The organism is Streptomyces sp. NPDC053513, assembly GCF_044544765.1.
Taxonomy (GTDB): domain Bacteria; phylum Actinomycetota; class Actinomycetes; order Streptomycetales; family Streptomycetaceae; genus Streptomyces; species Streptomyces litmocidini.
This window is the reverse complement of sequence record NZ_JBITXP010000017.1, coordinates 97498-116214: the sequence shown is the minus strand read 5'-3', so window position 1 is coordinate 116214 and position 18717 is coordinate 97498. Positions and strand designations below refer to the sequence as shown.

Below are 18717 nucleotides of genomic sequence, written 5' to 3'. Positions count from 1 at the left end.
CGACGCACCCGGACCGACGCCCGACTGTTCCGGAACGAACCGTCTGACCCGTCGCTGTCGGGCAGTTGGACTACCCTCCTTCCTCGTGGACCCGTTGACCGCAGAAGACCCGCCCCACGTGGGCCCCTACCGCCTCATCGCCCGGTTAGGCGCCGGCGGCATGGGCCGGGTCTACCTCGCCCGCTCCGAAGGAGGGCGCACCGTCGCGGTCAAGGTCGTGCAGACCGAGTTCGCCCAACACGCCGAATTCCGCTCCCGGTTCGCACGCGAGGTCACCGCGGCGAAGCGGGTCGGTGGGGGCTGGACCGCGGCGGTGCTCGACGCGGACACGGACGCGGAGACGCCCTGGGTCGCGACGCAGTACATCCCCGGGCCCGATCTGCACGCCGTCGTGGCCGAGCAGCACGGGCCGTTGCCCGAGCGGTCGGTGCGCGTCCTGGCCAACCGGCTCGCGCTCGCCCTGCGGGCCGTCCACGAGGCGGGCCTCGTCCACCGCGACCTCAAGCCGTCCAATGTCCTGATCACCGTGGACGGGCCCCGGGTCATCGACTTCGGCATCGCCCGGGTGCTGGACAGCATCAGCGGGGACAGCCTGCGGACCCGTACGGGCATGGTGATCGGCTCGCCGGGCTTCATGTCGCCGGAGCAGGTGCGCGGGCTCCCTGTCACCGCCGCCTCCGACGTGTTCTGCCTGGGTTCGGTCCTCGCCTACGCCGCCACGGGGCGCCAGCCCTTCGGCGCGGCCGGCAACGGGCTGCACGCCCAGTTGTTCCGGGTCGCCGAGGAGGAGCCGGATCTGGAAGGGCTGCCGGAGGCGCTCCTCGGACTCGTACGGGAGTGCCTGCGAAAGGACCCGGCACGACGCCCCACACCGGAGCAGGTCGCCGCCCGCACCGCCACGGAAGACACCGACGAATGGCTGCCGGGCGCGTTGCTCGGTCGACTGGGGCGCCACGCCGCGCAGTTGCTGGACTTCGACCCATTACGCCCGCCCATGGCCCTCGCGCCGGGCCAGGGTCCCACGCCCCCGGTGCCTGCCCGGACCGCGCCCACGCCTGCCGCGCCTCAGCCCGTCCGAGCACCCGAAGCATCCCCGCAGGACGTGCTCGCGTACGCGCCCAGGGTGGGGCCGGGACACGAAGAACCGGCAGGCTCTTTCGGTCCGGCGCGGACCCCGGACCGGCCGCGTCGCCCAGCCGTCGTGGCGGGAGCGGCAGCCGTCGCGGTGCTCGTCACCGCCGGCGGACTGCTCGCGCTCCGCCCGTGGCAGGATGGCCAGCACGGGACGGGGGAGTCACCGTCACTGAGCGCTCCGAAGGCGTTGCAGGGGGACTGGGAGACGGCTCTGGACCTGAGGGACAGGGATGGCCTCCGCATGGAGGGGGCGACCGCACGCCTGCTCGTCGGCGCGAAGGGCACCGTCGAGTACTCCCTGCTGAACCAGGATCGGCTGTGTGTCTGGGACAGCACCATCACCGACTCCAGAAGCGACGCGATCAAGCTCGGTTCGAGTCGGCTGAAGAGCGCAAGCCCCAAGTCCGAGGCGGATCGTTGCGAGAACAACACCGATGACTACGGCTCCCTGACCCCGGACGGTACGGGGGCGTTCGTCGCCGCATGGAACGGGGCGTACGAGTGGGAGGACGACCCGGGCTACTACGACCACGGCAACGACGGGAAGACCCTCTACAAACCCGACACGTTCATGAAGGCATCGCCCGCCAAGGGCGCGCTGCCGGAGAACTATCGGGGTTCGTGGGGCGGGCGGGGGCAGGACGGCACCTACCGCTTCGAGGTCACGATCGGCGAGGGGGCGGCGAAACGCGACATCCGTCTCGTGTCCGTCAGCGTGATGGGGGAGAGGTGCGTGTACGAGGCGCAGGTGTTCTCCCAGGAGTCGGCCCGGCTCCGCACCGCGCCCGCGGAGCTCGCCGACGGCAAGCAGCCGTCGGGCTGCGCCGGGAGCGCCCCCTCGTTGTCCATCTGGGAGAGCGGGGACAAGGGAGAACGGAAGCTGTCGTACGAGCCCATCGGCGGCGCCGACACACCCCTCTTCGAGGCCAGGCACTGGCTGGGACAGCTGACCGCCGCGGGCGCCTGACGCGCTCGTGCACGCTCGGCGGTGAGACGTCGGGGTTCCCGGCGGGGCTTGGCGTTCACATCTGCCGTGCGGGCGACAGGTCTGCCGTCTGCTGGTGGGAGAGCAGGCCGGCGACGGCCCGGACCATGTCGCTCACGCGCTCGCGGCGGCCGAGGCGGTGGGCCGGGGCCCGCCGGTTCTCGGGGTGGGCGATGCCGTGCTCGCCCCGGATCCCGGTGCCGCCGATGATGCCGGTCTGCCCCGGGCGTCCGGGTGGTTGATGACCTCGGCTGCCGTTCGCGGCCGGCCGCCCGGCTGATCGTGCACCCCGCTCGGTGAGCGACGGCCGCACCTCGCGGCCGGGAGGCCGGCTTGGCCTGGTGACGCTCCCGCCACAACGGGCCCGACCCTGCGATGAGTTCAGCGATCACACTGCGAGACGTCAGCGGTGGGCGATCACCAGAAGTTCGCCGTCTCCGTCACCGACCGGTTCCCGGTTCCAGCCACCGTAGACGTGTCCGACCTGGAAACCCGCGGTGTGCAGTGCCGCACGGACTTCCCTCTCGGTCCGAAAGCGCAGGGTCGCGGTGCTCTGCAGCCGCTGGTGGTCGGAGAAGGTGTAGTGGTGGGTGAAGGAGACCGCGCCGTCGATGACGGCGGTGACCTCGGTCCAGGCCGTGACCACGGTTCCGTCCGCCAGCTCGACCTGCCGGCGGGAGTCGGCCGGGTTCCACGCCTCCCAGCGTCGGGCCGCGGGGTCTCGGGTGTCGAAGACCAGGCGCCCGCCTGGCACGAGCGCACGCCTCAGATCGGCGAGAGCGCGGCCGAACTCCTCGTCCGTGACGAAGAATTGTGCGACATGGCTCGTCATGACCGCGATGTCGAACGCCGCGCCGGGCAGGTCCGCCGAGGTTCCCTCCACCCAGGTGACCCGTTCGGAGCCGGGTTTGGCGCGGGCCGCCTGGAGCGAGGCGCGGGCCGGGTCGACGCCGGTGACCACGTGGCTGGCCGCCGCCAGGCCCAGGGCCAGCCGCCCCGTACCGCAGCCGAGATCGAGCACCCTCCCTCTCGGGGTCTCACCCACCACACCGAGGAAGAAGTCGTCCTCACGTGTCCACGGGCACTCGGCATCGTAGACAGCCACCAGTAAAGGGTCACGGAACTCGGCATGCAACACCAGCGGAGGTTAACCAGGACCACGTACGAACGACCACCCGATTGAACGTCCGGCGATCTGTGGCACGGTGATCCGAAAGACACCTCCAGTACTCCAGCCGTAGATCGTGATCACGACTGCTGGAGGGCCACGTCGGTAGTGGCTGCTCCGTGCACGGGCCTGATGTCGTCGGCGCCGGAATGACCGACTGAGCCAGTGCGCCAGGCCGCGTGGCGGTGCGGCGAAAACGGCGAAAAGACGTTGGATCTGGCCGCGGGTCAGCGGGGCGAGCCCGGGCGGCGTGGCCGCGGTGGTCCGTTCGACGGCGGTTGTGGCCACGAGGAATGCGTGCGCGAGCATGGCCGGCGTGGTCCGGGATGCCTGCGGCCCGGCACCGGTCGGGGTCCTGGGGCCAGGAGCGTGGGATGGAGAGGCGCCGGTCGATGGCAGGGTGCCCGACCGGGGTGGAGTGGACGAGGTGGACGGCGACCCGGGCGTTTTCGATTCGCCCCGCGGTCCCGATGTACAGGCGTCGCACCCCGACGCTCGCGGTGCCCTTCCTCAGGTCGCCGGTCTCGTCCACCACCAGGACGGCGTCCTGGTTGCCGAGGTGCTCGACCACGAAGTCCCGTATGTCGTCGCGGACTCCGTCGGCGTCCCGGGACGCGCGGCTGAGCAGGTGCCGCATACCGGCCGGACTGCTGTCACCGGCATGCTCCGGGATCGTCCGGCAGAAGCCGACCTGCCGATCCGAGACGCTGTCCGCCCACGGGCCAAGATCAAGATCTGCGGCTGGTACCAGGTTCACCATGAGATCGGGTACAGGTTTCATGGCACCGCCCTCCTGCGGTGCCCTAGCGTCGTGCCATGACTATTCCGGCTGGACTGAGACGCACGGTCCTCCGGGCGCGGCGGGACACCGGCTTCCTTGCCGCCGGTGTGCTGCCGCACCTGGCGCTGGTGCCCGTGTGGGCCTGGGCGGCGGCGACCACCGCCAGAACGGAGAACTGGCTCCTTACGGTTTTCGTGTCGGCCGCCCTGGTCCTGCTCGGCACCCCGGTGCTGACGACCGTTCAGCGGGCTCGCTACCGGCTGCTCATCGGTGTGGACGTCCCCCGGCTCACCCCCACCGCGCCGGAACGACGGACGTGGGCCTCGACCGCCCGGTGGCTCGCGGCGACGCGGCCTTGGCGCAAGATCGGCTACCACCTCCTGCTGGGCCCGCTGCTCGCGCTGCTGGAGCTGCTGGTGCTCGCGGTGGCAGCGGCGTGCCTGGCGGGCGTCCTCGCCTGCGCCTGGTCATGGGCGCTGCCCACCGGAATCCGCCAGGACTGGTTCGGCTACCTGACCCAGTTGCCGGCTTACACAGCGGCTGGACTCCTCCTCCTGGGTGCCCTGCCCTGGACCGCGCGGGCAGTGGCCCGGGCCGAGGCGCGGCTGGCGTCGGGCCTGCTCGGGCCCAGCCGGGCGCAGCGGCTCCAGGAGCGGGTCGATCAGCTGGCCGTGAGCCGGACCAACCTGATCGAGGCCGTCGACGCGGAGCGCCGCCGGATCGAGCGCGACCTGCACGACGGCACCCAACAGCGGCTGGTGTCTCTCGCGGTCAACCTGGGTCTGGCCATTGCCACCTGCCCGGACCTGCCGAGTGATGCCCGCGAGGTGATCGCGAGAGCGCACCTGGAGGCGAAGGAGGCGATCGCCGAACTCGATGACCTGGTGCGGGGGCTGCACCCGGCCGTCCTCGAAGACCGGGGCCTGGACGCGGCGTTGTCCGGGTTGGCTGCCCGCACGCCCCTGCCGGTGCGGCTGCGGGTCGATCTGGAGGAGCGGGTGGCGCCCGACGTGGAGTCAGCCGCGTACTTCGTGATCTCCGAGGCGCTGACCAATGCAACGAAGCACGCCGACGCGATGCGCGCAGAGGTGACGGTGCATCAGGTCGGTGAGGTGCTGCGGGTGCGCGTCACCGACGACGGGCTGGGCGGTGCCGACGCCGCCGCCGGGACGGGGCTGACCGGGCTGGCCAAACGGGTCGCTTCCCTCGACGGGGTCTTCCACGTCAGCAGCCCCGCCGGCGGGCCCACCACCATCACCGCGGAGCTGCCGTGCGCACGGTGATCGCCGAGGATTCGGTGTTGTTGCGGGTCGGCCCGATCAAGGTGCTGGAGAGGGGCGGGTTCCAGGTCGCCGCGGAAGCCGGCGACGCGGAGGGGCTGTTGGCGGCAGTGGCGGAGCACCGGCCCGAACGTGCCTTGATCGGCGTCCGGATGCCGCCCGGCTTCATCGACGAGGGGGTGCGGGCGGCGACGGAGATCCGCCGCCGCTGGCCGGGGACGCCGGTGGTGCTGCTTTCGCCGTACGTGGAAGAGCGGTACGCGGCTGACCTGCTGTCCGCGGACACCAGCGGTGTGGGCTACCTGCTCAAGCAGCGGGTTGCCGATGTCGCCGACTTCGTGGCGGCGGCCCGGCGAGTGGCGGACGGGGGCACGGTCCTGGACCCGCAGGTCGTCGCCCAGCTGCTGCTGCTGCGCGACAGCGACCCGCTCGCGCGGCTGCCCCCCCCGCGAACGGGAGGTGCTCGGCCTGATGGCCGAGGGGCGCTCCAATGCCGGCATCGCACGGGCGCTGCTGGTCAGCGAGAGCGCCGTGGTGAAGGACATCGGCAACGTCTTCGCCGAGCTCGACCTGCCCGTGGTCGACACGGACCACCGCCGCGTCCTGGCCGCGCTGCGGTTCCTCGGAGCGTCCCGGTCCTGACCTTCCCGTCCGTGATCACGATCCACGGCTGGAGTACCAGCCCCCGTGGCCTTCGCCCCGGCCGCGCTCTGGCTCGGACCGGCCGTCCTCATCACCGGCCACATCGAAACAGACGGCTTCCTCGTGGTCACGAACGGCGGGCCAGCAGGTGGGCGTCGAGGAAGCCCCGTTCGGAGCCCGGATCGTGGAGCAGCCGGGCGAAGGGAGCGAGCCCGGCATCGGCCAGCAGTTCGGCGAGGCGGTCCGCCGGCCAGCTGTAGGCGGGTGTCACCTTGTGGTCGAACCGGACCGGCTCCGGTCCGTCGGTCCCGAAGAAGGACACCAGGAGCAGGCCCCCCGGAGCCAGGACGCGTACCTGCTCGGCGAGCAGCTCCGGGAGTTCTCCCGGAGGGGTGTGGATCATCGAGTAGTGGGCCAGTACGCCGCCGAGCGCGCCGTCCTCGACCGGCAGGGACTCCATCCGCGCCTCCTGGAAGCGCAGCGCCGGATGGGCCCGCCGGGCGTGGTCGACCATGCCGGGGGAGAGGTCGAACCCGAAGGCGTCCAGGCCCAGTTCGTTCAGCATGGCCGTCAGGTGTCCGGGCCCGCACCCGACGTCCGCTGCCCGCGGGTTGCCGGTCGCGCGCACCAGTTCGGCGAAGGTGCCGATCATGGACCGGGCGAACGGTTGCGTCTCCAGCCGGTTCGCGAACAGTGATGCGTACAGCTCGACGACTCCGTCGTAGGCCGCCCTGGTCTCGTCCTGGTGATCCGCCACAGGCGGGACTCTACAACCGGCCCGATGGCTGGTCTTGTCGCACAGCGCGGCCGTGGTGCGGGAAGCGGCCGCCGACCTCGCCGAACGGTACGGCTGCGAGGCGTAGGACCGGCGCCGGCGGGGGCACGCGTCTCGAGGGCTCGTACTCGCGGGGCAGGGCCCGGGGCCGTGTCCCGCGCTCGCGTCCCCGTGGCCTCATTGCCGGGCGGCGGCCTCGCGCCGGTGGAACGCGGCCGTCGTGGCGAGGCCGAGGAGCGCGGCGCCCGCCCAGTAGGCCCAGCCCAGTCGGTGCTGGAACAGCGTGGTGAACAGTGCGCCTCCGGCGAAGCCGCCGAGGGACTCGCCGAGGGTGGCGCTGACCTGGCGGAAGTTGAAGACCTCGACCATGGGGCGGTCGCCGCCGAGTTGTGCGTAGGCGGTGCTGACCATGGGCGAGAAGACCATCTCGGCGGTGGCGAAGACACCCACGGCGAGGAAGGTCAGGGCGATGGACGCGCCGGGGAGCGCGAGGAGGAGGAAGGAGAGGCCGAACACGGCGATGCCGACGCGGATGACGGCCCACGGCGCGTGTCCGCGGCCGAGTGCCCGGTTGGTCAGGCGGGTGACCACGACCTGGCCCGCGACGATGACGACCGCGTTCACGGTGTAGTAGGCACCGCGTACGGCCGGGGAGCCGGTGACGTGGGTGACGTGGATGGCGAAGGCCGAGAAGAACTGGCCGTACATCACGCTGCCGACGAGGGTGAGCAGGGAGACGGTCCGTACGCGCGGGTCGCGCACCATGTCCGCGACGACCCGGAGCCCCAGGGGTCTGCGGGTGGCGCTGTCGGAGGGCCGCAGGCCCCGCGGTACGAGGGCGAACATCAGCACGGCGGTGAGCACGAAGATGCCGGCGATCACGGGGAGCAGGACACGGGGGTGGTCGCCGAGGACCAGGTTCGCCGCCAGGGGGCCGACGGCGGCGGCCACGTTGATGGCGACCTGGATGTGGGCGAAGGCCGTGTTGCGCGCGGTGGATTCGGCCTGGGTGAGGGCGACCAGTACGCGTGCGCTGATGTTGTTGGCGCTGACGCCGAGCCCGGCGAGGACCAGGGAGGCGAGGATGCCGACGGGGTGCGTCATGCCGTGCAGCAGAAGGAAGCCCGCACCCGCGACCACCAGGCCGCCGGCGGTCGTTGCGCGTACCGGAAGCCTCTGCAGGGTGTTGGCGAAGAAGAGCGAACCCCCCTTGTAGGCGAAGGTGAAGGCGAACAGCGCGGTGCCCGTCAGCAGGGGGTCGGGGTGTCGGGTGAGGATGCCGATGATCGTCGGCAGGACCGGGACCAGGCAGTAGAAGCCCAGGCCGGAGAGGAGGAAGTCGACGACCACGGGAGCCGCGATGGTGCCGCGGCTCCCGGATCGGGCGGTGGTGGCGTCCGCAGCCATGCGTCAGTGGCCGGCGAGGGCCTGGGCGCGGGCGTCGGCCGTGGCTCGGACGAGTCCGGCGAAGGACGCGTCGAGGAAGAGGTCGGCGATGTCGACGTCGGCCTTGACGGCGTCGCTGAGGGAGGCCACGAGCTCGGCGGCGAGGAGCGAGTCGCCGCCGTCGGCGAAGAAGTCGGAGTCGTCGGTGATGTCGTCGGCGGAGGTTTCGAGGATGAGGGCCCAGTGCTCGCGGACGGTCTCTTCGATGGCGGTGGGGTTCATGGGATCTCCTTGGCGGATGCGGGTCAGCTGTGGTGGAGCAGTCGGGTGCGGTCGACCTTGCCGTTGGTGGTGAGCGGGAAGGCGTCGAGGTGGATGATGCGACGGGGCACCATGTAGGAGGGGAGCGAGGCCGCGAGCGCCGTGCGCAGGGTGCGCGGGTCGACGGCGTCTCCGGTGTAGAAGCCGGTGAGTTCCAGGTGGCCCGCCCGACCGGGGGCGGCGACGACGACCGCGTCCTGGACGGGCTCGGCGAGCCTCAGCGCGCCCTCGACCTCGGCGAGTTCGATGCGGAAACCCCTGATCTTGACCTGGGAGTCGAGGCGTCCGAGGTGGACCAGGTCGCCGTCGGGAGTGAGGGCGACGCGGTCCCCGGTGCGGTACCAGGCCTCCGCCGTGGGGGGAGCGCCGTCGGCGAGGGGGCGGTAGGCGTCCCCTTCGCGGACGAGGAACCGGCCGGCGTCGTCCCGGGGGTCGAGGTAGCCGGCGAAGCGTTGCGACCCCCGCACGCACAGCTCGCCCTGCTCGGCTTCGTGGCCGTCCGCGACGACGACGCACTCCAGGTGGTCGTACACGCGCCCGATGGGCAGGGTCCCGTTGTCCGTCCGGGGCCAGTACCGGGGATCGGCGGCGAGCGAGTGGCTGCTGACGGAGACGGTGCACTCCGTGGGGCCGTACAGGTTCTCCAGCCTGCTCTGCGGTGCCGCCCGGTGCCAGGCGAGGGCGTGGTCCGCGGTCAGGGGCTCTCCGCCGAACATGCTGACCTTCAGCGTCGGCATCGACGCGTCGGCCAGTTCGCCGAGTTTGACGGCCGTGGCGATGGTGGAGGGAACGGAGAACCAGTGGGTGATCGCCTCGCGGCGCACCCAGGCGACCGGGTGCAGCAGGTCGTTGGGGGCGGGGGCGACCAGGGTGGCTCCCGACCCCCAGGCGACGAACATGTCGAAGACCGAGGGGTCGAAGGCGAAGTCGAAGGTCTGGGTGAGCCGGTCGCCGACGCCCATGCCGTAGGCGTCGATGTTGTGGTGGACGCAGGCCAGGGCGTTGGCGTGGGTGATGGGCACGCCCTTGGGGCGGCCGGTGGTGCCCGACGTGAAGATCACGTAGGCGACGGGATCGTCCCCGTGCGCCGTGGCCGCCGACCGCTCCCGGCGCGCGGGCGCCGCCCGTACGGGAACGGGTGCCGACGGCGTGGGCGACGCGCCGATCGCGATCACGGCGGGGGCGTTCGGCGCCCCGGCGAGCGGCGCCGGAGCGGCCGCCCCGGTCGTGTCGACCAGGAGGGACAGGCCCGCCGCTTCGCAGATGGCGCTGACGCGTGCCGTGGGGGCGGCCGTGCTGATGGGCACGACCGCGGCGCCCAGGCTCAGGAGCGCGAGATAGGCGGCGTAGGTGGCCGTGGTCTTGTGCCCGGTGAGGCCGACGCGGGCCGGGAAGGCCTCCCCGGTTCCGGCCGCCTCCACGAGGGTGCGGGCCGTGGCCGCGGCCGCGTCGATCAACTGGGCGTAGGTGAGGGCGGGTTCGCCGGACACGACGAGCGCGGTGGCCGTGGGGTGGCGGCGTGCCGTCCGGGCGACGAGGTCGTGGAGGGTCGTGACGGTCATGCGGTCGCCTCCGCGGTCCGGTCGTGCTCGACGTCCGCGACGAGGGCGTCGAGGCGGTCGAGGAAGCGCCGGGCGAGGTCCTCGATCCAGGTGGTGGAGAGCAGACTGGGGCAGTAGGTGGCCCGCAGCGTCAGACGGGAGCCGTTGCGTTCGACCATGACGCTGAGCAGGTCCAGGATGCTGCCGGCCGCGGTGGGGTGCTGCTCGGCGACGACGCCGGGAAGGGGGAGCAGGTCCGTGAATCCGTCGATGAGTTGGAACGCGACGGCGGATTCCGGATTGGGCACGTACTGGCGGTCGAGGAGTGCCGCCTCGTTGACGGCGTCCAGGGAGACGCGGGCGTGGGCGAAAGCCGTCATGGCGGCGCGATGGGTGGCCGCGAGCTGTTCCCGGGTGCCGGCGCCGGGGTCGGTCGGCACACGCAGCACCAGATTGTTGGAGAAGCGCCCGACGCCTTCCCAGAGGGGTGCGGAGAGGCGGTTGGCGTAGCCGCATTCCACGAGGTGCTCGCGCGCTCCGGTCAGGTCGGCGAGCGCGCCGCCGAAGGCGGACAGCAGCAGCACGTACGGGGTGGTACGGGCTTCGGCCGCGGCCCGGGCGAGCCGGTCGGCCGAGTGGTGGGGCAGGGGCGTGGTGTACGTGGTCGCGTGCCGGTCCTGCGACGGCGTGACGGGCAGCGGCGTGACCGCCGGGGCGTCGGCCAGGCTACGGGCCCAGTGGGCCAGGTTGCGGTCGAAGCCGCCCGTCGTGGAGCGCTCGTGCCACCAGTGGGCGTAGTCGGGGAACTGAACGGGCAGTTCGGGCAGTTCCGCCGGGGCGGAGGTGATCTCGGCGGTGTACAGCGCGGCGAGGTCGCGCAGGGCGATGCGGACGCTGGTCTGGTCGCAGATGATGTGGTGCAGGACCACGCACAGGATGGCGCGCTCGGGCCCGGTGCGGGCGAGTGCGAAGCGGGCGGGCGGGCCGGCTTCGAGGTCGAAGGAGCGGTCCGCGACGGCCGCGGCCCATCGCCGCTCGGCCTGGTCGGGATCGAGGGCGTCGTCGGCCAGGTCCTCGGTGGCCAGCGACGGCAGGTGTTCGGCGGTCGCCGGGAGCACGTGCTGCCACAGCAGGTCGCCGTCGGTGCGGAACTCGGTGCGCAGGGCCTCGTGCCGGGCCACGAGTCGGTCGACAGCGCGGCGCAGCGCTCCTTCGTCCAGCGGCCCTTCGAGGGTGAAGGCGGCCGAGAGGTTCATGAAGGCGTTGTCGCTTCGGCCATGGTGGGCACGCCAGTCGCGGCGCTGGGCCGGGGTGGTGGGTGCGCGGCGGATGTCCGGGCGCGGCGTGATGTAGCTCATGGGCGGGCTTTCTGTCGGGCGATCGGGGCCGGGGCCCGGGGCGCCGCCGGCGAGGACGTCTCGCCGGCGGCGCCCCGGGCGGAGGGGTCAGGCCTGGACGGAGCCGAACAGGCCCGTCTTCTCGGACAGGGCGACGCCCTTGGCGAAGAACTCGTCGCGCATGACCTGGCACTGGCGCACGTGACGGTCGCCGTTGTAGCCCGTCCTCGCGTGCAGGACGCGCAGGTTGTCGAAGAGGAGGGCGTCTCCCGCGGCCATGGTGTACTCGATGCGCTGAGCGGGCTCGTAGGCGATGCGGAACGCCGTGCGCAGGGCCGCGTAGGTCTGCTCCATGAGGTCCTCGTCGACGCGGATGGCGGTCATGGTGCGCTCGTTGAGACGCACTTCGACGACCTCGCCCTCGTGGTCGAGGAGGATGGCGGGCAGGTCGGAGGTGATGACCTGGTCCTCGATGCGGCGCTGGTGCTGCACCGGGACGCGGGTGAGCAGTTCGTACGCCTCGGGGTCGCGCTCGCGCAGGATGCGCGCGACGTTGTACGCGTCGACGAGCTGGGAGACGCCGCCCCCGCACGGGCTGGGCTTGATGCAGTGGAAGATGTTGATGCCGGTGGGAACGCGTCGGTAGGCCTCGTCGGTGTGCGGCAGGATGGGACCGGCCAGGTCGGCGAGGATCTGGGGCTCGGCTCGGGTGATGAGGTCGAAGAACTTGCCGTAGTGCGTCTCGCGCAGGTACCCGATCTCGTCGGCGAGCTTCTCGATGCCGTCGTGGTCGGTGCCCAGGCCGCGCAGGAGGACGAAGCCGAATTCCGCGACGGCCACGTGCAGCTTGCGGCGCTCGGTGTCGTCGGTCAGGACCTTGTCCCACTCGACGGTGGGCCACTGGGTCAGTGTGCCGTCCCAGACGGTCTTGACCGGCTTGTGGGAGTCGCGCAGCGCGGTCGGGCTGTAGGCGTTGGTGCGCAGCCAGTGGGCGGTGTAGACCGACTGGTGGCCGTCGTCGTCCCAGGTGACGGCGAGGGTGTCGGGCTCGGCGACGACGGTGGCCGGGGCGACGTCGTCCGGGATGTCCAGCAGCCGCTGGAGCCTGCTGCCGGTGGCGTGCGGTCCGCAGTCGGCGCAGGCGCAGTTGTCGCGCAGCCACATGCTGTGCAGGGTGCTGTGGTGGCCGTCGCTCCACTGGATGCGGACGGCCGCGGTGTCGAAGGACGCGCTGGTGATGGTGGCCGTGTCGGCCATGGCGGTCTCCTTTGCGTGCAGGATCGTGAGGGGGGTGGCGCGGTGGTCAGGCGCGCGGGGACAGATGGGGGGCGACGACGGTGTTGGTGAGGCGCCCGATGCCCTCGACCTCCACCTCGATCGTGTCGCCGGCGGTCAGGAAGACGGGCGGCGACAGCTCGCCCAGGTCGGAGGGCGTTCCGGTGAGGACGACGTCGCCCACCTCCAGGGGGGTCAGCCAGGACAGACGGCTGATGATCTCGGCGACGCCGAAGGTCATGTCCGCGGTGTTGCCGTCCTGGATGACGTCGCCGTTGAGGTAGGTGCGGACGGCCAGGTCGCCGACGTCGCCGATCTCGTCGGAGGTCACGAGCGCGGGACCGAGCGGGCCGAAGGTGGCGAGCATCTTGCCGCTCGTCCACTGGCTCGTACGGAATTCCAGGTCGCGGGCGCTGATGTCGTTGGCACAGGAGTAGCCGGCGACGTGGGACAGCGCCTCGTCGGGCGAGACCTGGTGGGCGCGCTCGCCGATGATGACGGCCAGCTCGCCCTCGGGGACGGGCTGGTCGGTGTTGGACGGGACGTGGACCGCCTGGCGATGGCCGCGCAGCGCCGAGGCCGTCTTGTGGAAGACCGTCGGGTGCTCGGGGGTCGGTTCGTTCAGCTGGGCGAGGAACGACCGGTAGTTCATGCCGACTCCGATGACCTTGCCGGGGCGCAGCACCGGTGGTTCGAAGTGGACCTCGTCGGCCGGGACCCCGTGCTCGGCCAGGTGCCTGTCGAGGGTTTCGGGGTCGGTGAGTACGTTGTTCCAGGCTTCGCGGACGGTGTCGAGCGCGTAGGAGGCCAGGACGTCCTCGACCGAGCGGAAGGCCCGGTCGCGGTGCAGGCAGGCGGTCGGCAGGGGCAGCGTGTTGAGGTTGACGACGTGCCCGTCGTGCAGGACTCCGGCGAGGGTGAGGGTGGGGTCGCCCGTGTGCGGGGGGCGGTAGGTGACCAGGCGCATGATGTGCTCCGGGGCCTGTCAGGCCGGTGGGACGGTGTGGGGAGAGGGTCGGGCCGCGAGGTCGAGGACGCGCGCCGCCTCCTCGCGACCGCGCAGTGTCGTCGCGCGCTGTTTGCAGTGGTCCAGGACCGCGGCGACGGCCGCGTCGTCGGCGGGGAGCCCCATCTCGCCCAGGATGGTCGCGATGGAGCGGCCGCTGCTGTTGGGGCCCATGAGCAGTGTCTGCTCGCGGCCGAGGGAGGCGGCTTCGACGGCGGAGTAGATGAGGTCCTCGAAGTCCCGTCCCATGGCCCGCGCCTTGACCAGGGCGGTGGCGTGCGTGCCCGTCGCGGTGCTGAACGCGTCCGCTCCGACGAGGGGCTGGTGTGCCGGTACGTCGACGTGGAGCACCTCGGCGACCGCGGCGCACATCTCGGGAAGGCGCTTGAGGTCGAAGTCGGTGTGTCCGGCTTCGGCCAGTACGGCGATGAACTGCTCCAGGGCGAGGTTTCCCGTGCGCTCGCCCAACCCGAGGAACGTGCCGCTGATCACTCCGGCGCCGGCGCGTGCCGCCGCCAGCGAGTTGGCCAGGGCCAGACCGCGGTCGTTGTGGCCGTGCCAGGCCAGTACGGCGTCGCTGCCCGCCCGTGAGAGGACCTCGCGGGCGAATTCCGTGTGACGTGCGGCCCCTTCGGGCAGGCACTGGCCCACCGTGTCGTTGAGGACGACGCAGCGGGCTCCGACGTCGACGGCCGCGGTGATGCAGTCGGCGAGGACGTCGGGAGGGGTGCGGGTGGAGTCCTCGAAGGCGATCCGGAAGTCGAGGCCCTCCGCCGTCGCCCGGCGGGCCACCCGCTGGAGGCGGTGCAGCATGTCCGGCAGCGACCAGTCCTCGACGTGGCAGCGCAGCGGGCTGGTGCTCAGGTAGAGGTCGGCGAGGACGGGTGCTCCGGTGCTCTGCCCGATCTCCAGCAGCGGCGTGAGGTCGGACGGCACGGCGCGCGCCATCAGGACCGGCTCGATGTCGAGCCCGTTGTCGACGATGTGCCGCACGAGTGCCGCGCACTGCTCGTACTCGTTGTGCGAGGCGGCGGGGAAGCCGAGGAACGACACGTGCACGCCGACGGCGGCGGCGAGGTCCAGCAGGTGGGTGCGGTGGCCCAGTGTGGGCCGGCGCACCGCCACGCTCTGGAGGGACTCGCGTACGTCGTCCTCGATGCGTACTCCGCGCAGCGCCGCGTCGGCCCGGGGGTTCCAGCTGTGCAGCAGGTCCGCGGCGGCGGGGCTCATCGTGCGAGGGTCTCGGTCAGCCGTCGCACGGTGTCGCCGAGGCGGGCGGCGGCCTTGACGAACATGGCCGGGTCGCGCATGAGGGCGACGCGGACGTAGTGGTCGCCGACGCTCTTGTCGGTCCAGTAGAACTCGTTGCCGGGCAGGACGTGGACGCCTTCGCGTGCCAGTTCGGCGACGACCTCGGCGGAGGTGATGTCCGCGTCGATGCGCAGCCAGCTCACGCTCATGTGCTCGCGCTCGACGGGCGTCAGGAAGGTGCCGGCGAGCTCGGCGTGCAGCACGGCCCGGTTCTGGGCGGCGACGCCGCGGATGTGGCTGCGGCCGTCCTGCAGCGAGGTGCGCAGGAAGTCCGTCACGAGGTCGATGGAGAACGGCGACACGTGGAGCAGGAAGTCGGAGTTGATGTGCGAGATCGCCTCGACGAGCCGCTTGGAGACGGACAGGAACGGGCCCTTGAGCTCAAGGGTGGGCCAGGTCTTGCCGGTGTCCTCGATGACGATGCAGTCGATGTCGGCGTCGGCGAGCATCTTGTACTGGTCGTAGACGTCCTCGTCCGGCATGTAGAACCGGAAGCACGAGTCGAGGATGAGGGTCTTGCCGGTGCGGGCGCAGAAGTCGACGATGCGCTCGAAGTTGGGGCGCCGCACGGTGGCCCCGGTGGGGTTGTTCGGGCTGACGATGAACAGCGCGTCCGTCGTGATCCGGTCCAGGAAGGCCGTGAGCACGTCGCCGTCGGCCTCCAGCAGGTCGTCCGGGATGGGCTCCAGGGGGATCTGGTGGCGGAGCAGGATGTCCTTGAGGTTGTCGAAACAGGGCTCGATCAGGGTCGCCGACAGGTTCTTCAGGCGCAGGTAGTTGGCGATGATCTCGATGCCGGCCGACGCGGTGAAGCAGGGGAAACGGGCGAAGTGGTCCGTGTCGAGCGTCTGCTGCCCCAGGGCGTAGAACGTCTCGAAGTACTCGGCCTCGATGGCGTCCTGCTGGCGGCGGTCGACCTGCCGGAACTTCTGGGGGGTGGAGTCGACGACAGCCTGCTCCTGGGGGCTCCAGGCGCGGTAGGCGTGCCCGTCGGCGAGGTTGTACTCGTAGGACAGAACCGATACCTGACGCTCGGTCAAATTGCGCAGCACAGAGACTCCTGGTGCTTTTCGTGGGGAGTGTGGGCCTTGCGGCGCCTCGATCACGAGGCGGAGGGCGACTGTTCGACGTTGAACTAGGTCGCGTGCAAGGTGCGGCCGTGACGACGTGTCGCACCGGTATGCGCTCCGCCGTCCGGGTGTCCGGATACCGAACAGTAGGAACGCTACACGGATGATCAACCGAAACTCAACCGCCCCCGGAGGCTTTATTTCAGAGCAACGCACAATGGACAGGAGGGAATTCATGTGGGTGTCCATGTCCATCCCTTTTGCTGACCCTGTGTCCGTAAAGCGCCGTTCGGGCCGCGTGGGCCGCGGCCTGTCGTCGCACTCCTCTCCCGCCGTGTGATGGCAGCGGTCATCGCCTCAACCAGGCTCACCAGAAAGGGAGTTGAGGAAAGCGAAGGGGCTCCGCACGCTTGGCGTGCGGAGCCCGGGGGCGGCTACCCGTCCGAGGTGTGACCCGGCCTCAGCAGGGCGTCAGAGCCGCGTACCGGTCGAGGGCGTCACTGCGCGCCTTCATGGTCATCGGCATGCTCTTGATGCCGGCCACGAAGTTCGAGTGCAGATGCTCGACCTCGCCGACGATCTCGAAGTGGTCGAAGCCCTCGAACAGCTCGGTGAAGAGGATCTTCAGACTCATCCGGGCCACGGCGTGTCCCACGCAGTAGTGGGGGCCGCTGCCGAAGGCCATGTGCCGGTTGGGCTTGCGGCGTACGTCGAAGGTGAACGGGGCGTCGAAGACCTCCTCGTCGCGGTTGGCCGAACCGAGCCAGGCCACGACCGCGTCACCGGCCCGGATCCGCTTGCCGCGCAGTTCGACGTCCCGCACCGCGTACCGCATGAAGTGGTTGGCGGGCGAGGACCAGCGCAGCGCCTCGTCCACGCCTGAATGGAACAGTGACGGATCGCTGCGCCACAGTTCGAGCGCCGGTGTGCCGGCAATGGCCGCCATGGCCCCGGTGGGAACGAAGGGGGTGGTGACGTTGGCCCCCAGGATCAATCCGTAGCAGTTCGAAAGGACCGCGCCCGAATCCAGTTTCTCCCCGTCGACCTCCGTGTCCATGAGCAGGCTGATGAGATCGTCGCCCGGATTCCGGCGGCGCTGTCGGACGACGTTGTGGAAGTATCCGAACAATTCGCGATGGGCGCGTTGGAGGGTCGCGTTCTCTCCGCCGGGCTCCGCGAAGTCGGGATCGCCGGGCGCGACGGCCATCGCCGTCAGGCGGGTGAGGTGATCCCAGTCCTCGCGCGGCAGGCCCATCATCGTGCTGGCCGTGGCCATCGGCAGCGCCATCATGACCCGGGCGAAGTCGAACGGTTCACCGCTGACGGCCGGTGCGAGCAGCCGGCGCACCGCGGCGGTGACCGCGTCGCGGTACGGCTCCACATTCCTGGCGGTGAGCGCGCGCCGCAACGGCTCCCGCATCCGTGTGTGGCGCGGCGGATCGGTCGCGGCCATTTGACGTCCGCCGGCGGGATCCTGCTTCCCCAGCAGGAAGAGCATGGTTCCCCGCTCGGAGGTGAAAAGGGTGTGATCCCTCAACACCAGGTCCACGTCGGCGAATTTGGTGACGGACCAGAATCCGCGGTCTTCGTCCACCTGCTGCCATCTCACTGGGTCGCGATGCCGCATCGCGGTCCACACCGCATGCGGATCTCCATGGGCGTACAGATCGCTGTCCGTCAGATCGGTCGCTTCGAGGTCGACGTCGTCCGGGGACACGGAATGATCAAGTTTCATTTTCTTCGGGCAATCCTGGTGATGACACACCCGTCGCGAGCAGGCGCATTCGGCTGCATCGGGGCGTAACGAATCAGTCGTCCCGGCCTCCCGTACCGGCGGGAGGGGGAAGCGAGCGGGCCAGGCCCCTCCCGCTCTGTCCGGTGAACACACGAGGACGACGGCGAGGGGCTCTCAAGGCTCCGGCTGTGGACATGTGTAGCACCTCGCCGTCCGAAGGCTGAACGTGGCCGTCGTTTTGGGCGTAAAGGTCCCCTCAGAAATGGGAAGTTCTTGACGATCTTCCCCGTGAGTCGGACGCCGGGCCTCGAAGGGGGGCGGCAGGTCATGAGTCACGAGATCCGTGACGAGGGCGTCGTAGGTGTGCACCGCCATCGGCTGGAGCTGGAGCTGGAGCTGGAGCTGGACGACTCCACGACTTCTTCCGCCGGCTGCACGACGGGGTGACCGCACCGGGCGCCCGTCACGACGGGCAGAGCGCCGTCGACAGCGCCCTCGGCGAGCTGATCGGTGACAGCCGGGTCCTGGTCTTCGACGAGTTCCACGCACACGACGCGGGCGACACGATGCCGATCGCACGCCTGTTCCGCACGCCGCTGGACCGCCGGATCACCCTGGTCACCACCTCGAACCACCCGCCCGCCGGACTGATGCCGGACCCGCTCCACCACCACCTGTTCGAGCCGACCATCCAGCTCATAGAGGAGCGGATGGACGTCCTGGACGGTGTGCCCCCGCCGGCCGAGGTCTCCGCGGACGGACGGCAGAGGTTCGCCAACCCGGTGGACGTGGCCCGCGACCGTGACATCCGGCTCGTCCTCATCGGCGCCGACCCCCTGGCCGCCCTCCCCGCCGACCAGGCCCTCACCCGCGACCTGGACCGCACGGCGAGCCGCCTCGCCATGCGCCGGCGGACGGACCGAGACGGTCGGGTGCGGCCGACCGGGACGTAGGGCCGCTCTCCGGAGAT

15 protein-coding genes and 2 pseudogenes are annotated in these 18717 nt (G+C 71.0%); 4 read left to right on the top strand and 13 right to left on the bottom strand.

Annotated features, from left to right (window positions below; translation table 11 throughout):
- The first annotated feature begins 85 nt into the window (after nucleotides 1–85).
- The gene (locus tag ACIGW4_RS26345) at nucleotides 86–2101 is read left to right on the top strand and encodes a protein kinase (RefSeq protein WP_399583170.1); all 2016 of its coding nucleotides are present in this window, start codon (nucleotides 86–88) and stop codon (nucleotides 2099–2101) included.
- A 55-nt stretch (nucleotides 2102–2156) separates the two neighbouring features.
- Here ACIGW4_RS26345 and ACIGW4_RS26340 read toward each other — a convergent pair whose 3' ends face one another.
- The 3 genes and pseudogenes from ACIGW4_RS26340 to ACIGW4_RS26330 all read right to left on the bottom strand — a co-directional run.
- Nucleotides 2157–2432 (bottom strand): hypothetical protein, encoded by a 276-nt coding sequence (locus ACIGW4_RS26340; RefSeq protein WP_399583168.1) that lies wholly within the window; start codon nucleotides 2430–2432, stop codon nucleotides 2157–2159.
- A 90-nt stretch (nucleotides 2433–2522) separates the two neighbouring features.
- Entirely contained in the window at nucleotides 2523–3224 is a 702-nt protein-coding gene (locus ACIGW4_RS26335) for a class I SAM-dependent methyltransferase (protein WP_399583166.1), read from the bottom strand.
- A 367-nt stretch (nucleotides 3225–3591) separates the two neighbouring features.
- Nucleotides 3592–3969 (bottom strand): annotated as a pseudogene (locus ACIGW4_RS26330) (transposase); the annotation flags it as partial.
- Nucleotides 3970–4103: 134 nt separating this feature from the next.
- Here ACIGW4_RS26330 and ACIGW4_RS26325 point away from each other — a divergent pair.
- The gene (locus ACIGW4_RS26325; RefSeq protein ID WP_399583164.1) at nucleotides 4104–5351 is read left to right on the top strand and encodes a sensor histidine kinase; all 1248 of its coding nucleotides are present in this window, start codon (nucleotides 4104–4106) and stop codon (nucleotides 5349–5351) included.
- Nucleotides 5339–5990, top strand: a pseudogene (locus tag ACIGW4_RS26320) (response regulator). The gene ACIGW4_RS26325 and the pseudogene ACIGW4_RS26320 overlap by 13 nt, the downstream one beginning before the upstream one ends.
- Nucleotides 5991–6117: 127 nt before the next feature.
- Here the strand turns inward: ACIGW4_RS26320 and ACIGW4_RS26315 are convergent.
- The 10 genes from ACIGW4_RS26315 to ACIGW4_RS26270 form a co-directional block, all read right to left on the bottom strand.
- Entirely contained in the window at nucleotides 6118–6747 is a 630-nt protein-coding gene (locus ACIGW4_RS26315) for a class I SAM-dependent methyltransferase (RefSeq protein ID WP_359588593.1), read from the bottom strand.
- A gap of 195 nt (nucleotides 6748–6942) precedes the next feature.
- Entirely contained in the window at nucleotides 6943–8172 is a 1230-nt protein-coding gene (locus ACIGW4_RS26310) for an MFS transporter (protein WP_399583162.1), read from the bottom strand.
- A 3-nt stretch (nucleotides 8173–8175) separates the two neighbouring features.
- Nucleotides 8176–8433: an acyl carrier protein gene (locus tag ACIGW4_RS26305; protein WP_399583160.1), complete on the bottom strand. Its 258-nt coding sequence runs from the start codon at nucleotides 8431–8433 to the stop codon at nucleotides 8176–8178.
- 23 nt (nucleotides 8434–8456) lie between these two features.
- On the bottom strand, nucleotides 8457–10034 hold the full coding sequence (locus ACIGW4_RS26300) for an amino acid adenylation domain-containing protein (protein ID WP_399583159.1): 1578 nt from the start codon (nucleotides 10032–10034) through the stop codon (nucleotides 8457–8459).
- Nucleotides 10031–11371, bottom strand: coding sequence for a condensation domain-containing protein (locus tag ACIGW4_RS26295; protein ID WP_399583157.1), 1341 nt, complete (start codon nucleotides 11369–11371; stop codon nucleotides 10031–10033). Before ACIGW4_RS26295 ends, ACIGW4_RS26300 begins: the two co-directional genes overlap by 4 nt.
- 87 nt (nucleotides 11372–11458) lie before the next feature.
- On the bottom strand, nucleotides 11459–12607 hold the full coding sequence (locus tag ACIGW4_RS26290; protein ID WP_399583156.1) for a TauD/TfdA family dioxygenase: 1149 nt from the start codon (nucleotides 12605–12607) through the stop codon (nucleotides 11459–11461).
- A 46-nt stretch (nucleotides 12608–12653) separates the two neighbouring features.
- Complete coding sequence (locus ACIGW4_RS26285; protein WP_123456542.1) at nucleotides 12654–13592, bottom strand: fumarylacetoacetate hydrolase family protein; 939 nt, start codon at nucleotides 13590–13592, stop codon at nucleotides 12654–12656.
- An 18-nt stretch (nucleotides 13593–13610) separates the two neighbouring features.
- A complete protein-coding gene (locus ACIGW4_RS26280) occupies nucleotides 13611–14861 on the bottom strand; it encodes a hypothetical protein (RefSeq protein WP_123456543.1) in 1251 nt (416 codons plus the stop codon).
- Nucleotides 14858–15994, bottom strand: coding sequence for a pyridoxal phosphate-dependent aminotransferase (locus tag ACIGW4_RS26275; RefSeq protein ID WP_359588601.1), 1137 nt, complete (start codon nucleotides 15992–15994; stop codon nucleotides 14858–14860). Before ACIGW4_RS26275 ends, ACIGW4_RS26280 begins: the two co-directional genes overlap by 4 nt.
- 478 nt (nucleotides 15995–16472) lie before the next feature.
- Nucleotides 16473–17729, bottom strand: coding sequence for a cytochrome P450 (locus tag ACIGW4_RS26270; protein WP_399583154.1), 1257 nt, complete (start codon nucleotides 17727–17729; stop codon nucleotides 16473–16475).
- 461 nt (nucleotides 17730–18190) lie between these two features.
- On the opposite strand from ACIGW4_RS26270, the gene zapE reads away from it, so the two are divergent.
- Nucleotides 18191–18700, top strand: coding sequence for an AFG1/ZapE family ATPase (gene zapE, locus ACIGW4_RS26265; protein ID WP_399583153.1), 510 nt, complete (start codon nucleotides 18191–18193; stop codon nucleotides 18698–18700).
- Nucleotides 18701–18717: the final 17 nt, after the last annotated feature.